We start from the raw sequence: 4,050 nt of genomic DNA, 5'->3' as shown, positions 1-4,050 counted from the left end.
TATGTCGACAGCGTGATACACACCGATCAGCACCCGGAACGTCACCGATGCCGACGCCACAATCAGCACATAGGCCAGAGCAGCGCCCAGGCGCTTATGCTGCGAGCCATTACGACGAAACAGCAGCAGCCGCATGGCGATTACCCCGCACACAGCTGCATTGATGTGAAGCAGAAACAGATCGATCGTCACTTGCCACCCCCTTTAAAATTCAGGGGCGGCGGGTTCTTGGCTTTCGAGATGATGAACATCAGCACCCAGATAACGCAGGCACTCGCCACCAACGCACCGATCGGCTTATCGACTACGACCTGGTCAGGGAGAAACCAATCGATGATCGATGCCGTAAACCCTGCCGCGATAACCCCCATGAGGAAAGACACAAAGCCAAAAGCGATGCGCTTCCACGCGGGAAACTCCACAGCCGATAGGACAAATACAACGGCCCCCGCAAACGCCGCAATGACTACGCCAGCGTCTGCGCCAGAAAAAATCCCGACAAACGTCACCCCAGCCAACGCCCCGGCAGCCGACCCCGTACCGGTTAGCGGATCACTCATGGATAGCTCCTTTTGTTCGCACTCAGCGAACGCTGGGCGATAGTTGATTGCTCATCCAGGCAAGCAGATAAAATGCGCCTGTATGGCTCTTGTAAATGTATTTGATATGCACTCTAATTTTTAAAAACTCATATAATGTATATTTATTCAACCATGGAAAATTGACTAACATTTACGCATGCTATAAAATGAATTGATATCTCTATATAAAAGTTCAAGCAGGCAGTATATGTACAATGAGTTAATAATGATCTTGTGGGCATCATTTGTTACATTAATAATAACAATACTAATGAGCTCACCACTATTTTCATTTATCGATAGAATAGACAAAAGACCACTCAACCATCTTGATAGCTTGAGAGCTCTCTTGGCCATACTAGTTGTCTTTCATCATTTCTTCTTTAATTACTTTTACTCAAACACCGGAGAGTGGGTAATCGATGGATACTATTTCTTTGCATTTATAGGAAAATTTGCTGTTGGTATTTTCTTTATACTATCCGGATATCTATTTTCAACTATCACAATAAATAAATTATCTTGGTGGGTGTCATTTTATAAAAAGAGAATACTGAGAATAGTTCCCATAACAATAATATCATCATTGGCTTGCATTGCTATTTCATATTTATATGGAACTCAAACCAGTGAGAGTGTTTATAATATAGTGAAATGGTTTGATGGTGGATTGATCAACGAAAGACCATCTTTATTTGGGATGAATAACAGCAATATAATAAATGCTGGGGTCACATGGTCTCTTACTTGGGAGTGGCGGTTATATTTAGCCATTCCACTAATATCATTAGTGATACCATTAAATAAAAGAGCAATAATTGGCATGATTATTGCCATATTAACATCAATGCTATTTGTATATACAAAAATAAAGCACCCAGAACAAGACACTGCAATGTATCGTGCAATATTTTTCTTTTCCGTTGGTTTTTTCTGTAAGCATTTAAATAGCGAAATAATTAAAAAACTACAATCTAGTAAAATAGTACAAGGAGTCATGGTATTAGCATTATTCACAATACCCTTTATGGGTAAGATATCTACAGCCATCTACCCGATATTTGCTTCTTTTTTATTCCTAATGATTTGCAACGGATCTACTATATTCGGCTTATTAAAGTCAAAAGGACTAAAGCGACTAGGCGTAATCAGTTATAGTATATATTTGCTGCATGGCATTTTCTGGTATATTGGATTTAAAACGATTATATCTGATAAAAACATGATGATTTCATCAAGCTTTGTATTTATACTAATGATATTTTCATGCGTGCTTATATCTTCTGTAATAGAATACCCAATATATAAACTTTCAAAATTTAGTTTAAAGCCAAAAAAACAAAAGGTGCAAATAATTTGATTTTATAATCGAATAATCAACCGCATCATCATTAAATATATCTATGGTATAGAGCAGTAGTGATGATGCGGGCTTTAAATAATCATTTCAAATAAAAACACTATTATTATATCTATTTTATAGAATCAAAAAATCCGATTGCCTCTACACCAAAGCTCATCCAATCAGCAGCATTAAATCACTAAAAAACCCGCTCAATGGCGGGTTAATCAAATTAGTTCCGCTTTTGCTGACTGCCGAGCCGGCGCAGCTTCGCTAAGCGTAACTTAATTATGCATCTTCAAAACTCGTTTTCAAGTCTTTTTTGCAACTTTCTGCATTTTCGGCGCACAGAGCACTCATAAGCGTGAAGTAGACCGCAGAATTGAACAACTCAATACACCAACGCACCCGATCAATACACTGCTTCTCCGTTAAGAAGGGGGCGTAATGCTGCTGCATCCACCTGGCCATACTGCTCATCGTGTTGCGCCGGGTGTAGTAATCCTTGCCGATCACATAAACAGGGCTAGATAACGCGAATGACTTCAGGATGACCGCCTCCATAAACTCGGCCTCATCCTCATCCACGGACTTACCGATCAAGCTAGAGAGTGATTTTTTAGGCCATATAATGGCCTTCGCATGGTCAAACAGTGCCTGTCCGCTGTATCCCATCCTACGCAGGTCAGACAGGACAGAGGCGATCCGCTCCTGCTGCTCTCCCGTCCACCCTGTCAAAATCACTGACCACAATCCCCCACCGCCAGAGAGGTGCTCTACACCGCTACCGCCATACATCCCACCCCACTGGTTTAAAAGCGAACGGACCCATCGGCTTTGAGCTGGTGTTAGCCGGCGATACTTCCCTAAATAAGAGCGACGCGGCGCCCCCGCTACCGTCACCCACGCGTTTTGCTTATTAGCACGCGAGGATGATCCCTTATGAGAATTTTTAAAAGTCATGCTTAGCGCTCTCCACACATTACGCTTTCAGGATGGCGCCAATACCCAGCGCCCTATTGAGGAATTGCACTAGCAGCTCTATCTGGCTGCCGTGCTGCCGCTCCCAGGTACTGACGTCCCGGTGCAGCTCGTCGTGACACCGCCGGCATAGCGGGATCACAAACAGGTCATGGGTTTTGGTTCCGACACCACCCAACCCTAGACCTGAATTGATGATGTGATGCGGATCGTCAGCAGAACTACCGCACCCACTGCACTGCTGAATCTTCACCCAGCGCAAATATGTCGGGCACTCCCAGCGCTGCAGCTTGGGGCGCAGCATAAAGCCTGCCGCGGGCGCTTCATCCGCCGCCAGCTTGATCACCGGCTTCATTTTCTCCTGGGGGATGGAGGCTTCCGCCGCCTTTACCTTGGCAGCCAGAACCCCCTGAGCCGTTGGCCGATCCGGGATGATGGTTGACTCGCTCATCACGCCAGTGATCTCCTCCGGCTCTACGCCAGTGATCCGGCGCGCAATGCCTCCGGGGATCAGGTCAGTGACACCGAACTCCAAGGCCCACCAACACAGCTCCGGCCATGTCAGTTGATGGCCCTCCGGCAGCTTGAGCCCGCGGCGGGCAGCCTCAATCACCCACTCCGCACGGTTTTTCTCGCACAGTGCTATAAACAGCTTGCCCTCCGTGCCGCGCATGGCGTTGTCGCAGGTCCAACACAGCCTGGCGCCGCCATGCTCGCCATGGGTATTGGTCAGCTGTATGTCATGGTATCCATCACGCACACCTTTCCACTGGCAGTAGTGGAAATTTTCCAAATATTCCGAAAAGTTCATGTACAGGCCCGCAGCCTTCTGCACGCGCTCATGTGCAAAGAAGGGGCGCCACACAGGATCCGCCGCTATCAGCTGCTCAGATACCAGCTCACCGGCGGGGCTGTCATGAAATGCCGCGGGTACATCGGCCAGCATTACGCGCTGGCCATCGGTGAAACGGCACGTCAGTTTTCCGGTTTTCAACAGGACAACGCCTGCACTCCGCTGCGGGTATGCGGTAAACAGCATGCGCATTACGCTGTCTCCCGGATCCGAATACCACGAGCAGTACCGCGGATCAGCTCAATAGCGCCACAGCGACTCAATGCCTTTAGGTGATCTTCTGCGGCGTTAGG

At 46.7% G+C, this 4,050-nt stretch carries 5 protein-coding genes and 1 pseudogene; 1 reads left to right on the top strand and 5 read right to left on the bottom strand.

Annotated features, from left to right (window positions below):
- Both BRD58_RS04355 and BRD58_RS04350 read right to left on the bottom strand, forming a co-directional pair.
- A partial coding sequence (locus BRD58_RS04355) for a phage holin family protein (protein ID WP_073381687.1) occupies positions 1-192 on the bottom strand: 192 nt, incomplete at its 3' end.
- On the bottom strand, positions 189-560 hold the full coding sequence (locus BRD58_RS04350) for a phage holin family protein (protein ID WP_014526530.1): 372 nt from the start codon (positions 558-560) through the stop codon (positions 189-191). The genes BRD58_RS04350 and BRD58_RS04355, both read right to left, overlap by 4 nt.
- A 247-nt stretch (positions 561-807) precedes the next feature.
- Here BRD58_RS04350 and BRD58_RS04345 point away from each other — a divergent pair, with 247 nt between their 5' ends.
- On the top strand, positions 808-1,941 hold the full coding sequence (locus BRD58_RS04345) for an acyltransferase family protein (protein ID WP_236721570.1): 1,134 nt from the start codon (positions 808-810) through the stop codon (positions 1,939-1,941).
- A gap of 270 nt (positions 1,942-2,211) precedes the next feature.
- Here BRD58_RS04345 and BRD58_RS04340 read toward each other — a convergent pair whose 3' ends face one another.
- The 3 genes and pseudogenes from BRD58_RS04340 to BRD58_RS18315 all read right to left on the bottom strand — a co-directional run.
- A complete protein-coding gene (locus tag BRD58_RS04340; protein WP_173790602.1) occupies positions 2,212-2,886 on the bottom strand; it encodes a hypothetical protein in 675 nt (224 codons plus the stop codon).
- A gap of 19 nt (positions 2,887-2,905) precedes the next feature.
- Complete coding sequence (locus tag BRD58_RS04335) at positions 2,906-3,949, bottom strand: DUF968 domain-containing protein (protein WP_073381678.1); 1,044 nt, start codon at positions 3,947-3,949, stop codon at positions 2,906-2,908.
- Between the two features lie 14 nt (positions 3,950-3,963).
- A pseudogene (locus BRD58_RS18315) lies at positions 3,964-4,050 on the bottom strand (LexA family protein); the annotation flags it as partial.

This window comes from Edwardsiella piscicida, from assembly GCF_001896205.1.
GTDB lineage: Bacteria > Pseudomonadota > Gammaproteobacteria > Enterobacterales > Enterobacteriaceae > Edwardsiella > Edwardsiella piscicida.
The sequence above is the reverse complement of the archived record's forward strand: the minus strand, read 5'-3'. Positions and strand labels throughout refer to the sequence as shown.

Bases quoted from the DNA above. Each gene is read 5' to 3' on its own strand.
- BRD58_RS04350 (WP_014526530.1), bottom strand. From the start codon at position 560: ATGAGTGATCCGCTAACCGGTACGGGGTCGGCTGCCGGGGCGTTGGCT.
- BRD58_RS04345 (WP_236721570.1), top strand. From the start codon at position 808: ATGATCTTGTGGGCATCATTTGTTACATTAATAATAACAATACTAATG.
- BRD58_RS04335 (WP_073381678.1), bottom strand. From the start codon at position 3,949: ATGCGCATGCTGTTTACCGCATACCCGCAGCGGAGTGCAGGCGTTGTC.
- BRD58_RS04340 (WP_173790602.1), bottom strand. From the start codon at position 2,886: ATGACTTTTAAAAATTCTCATAAGGGATCATCCTCGCGTGCTAATAAG.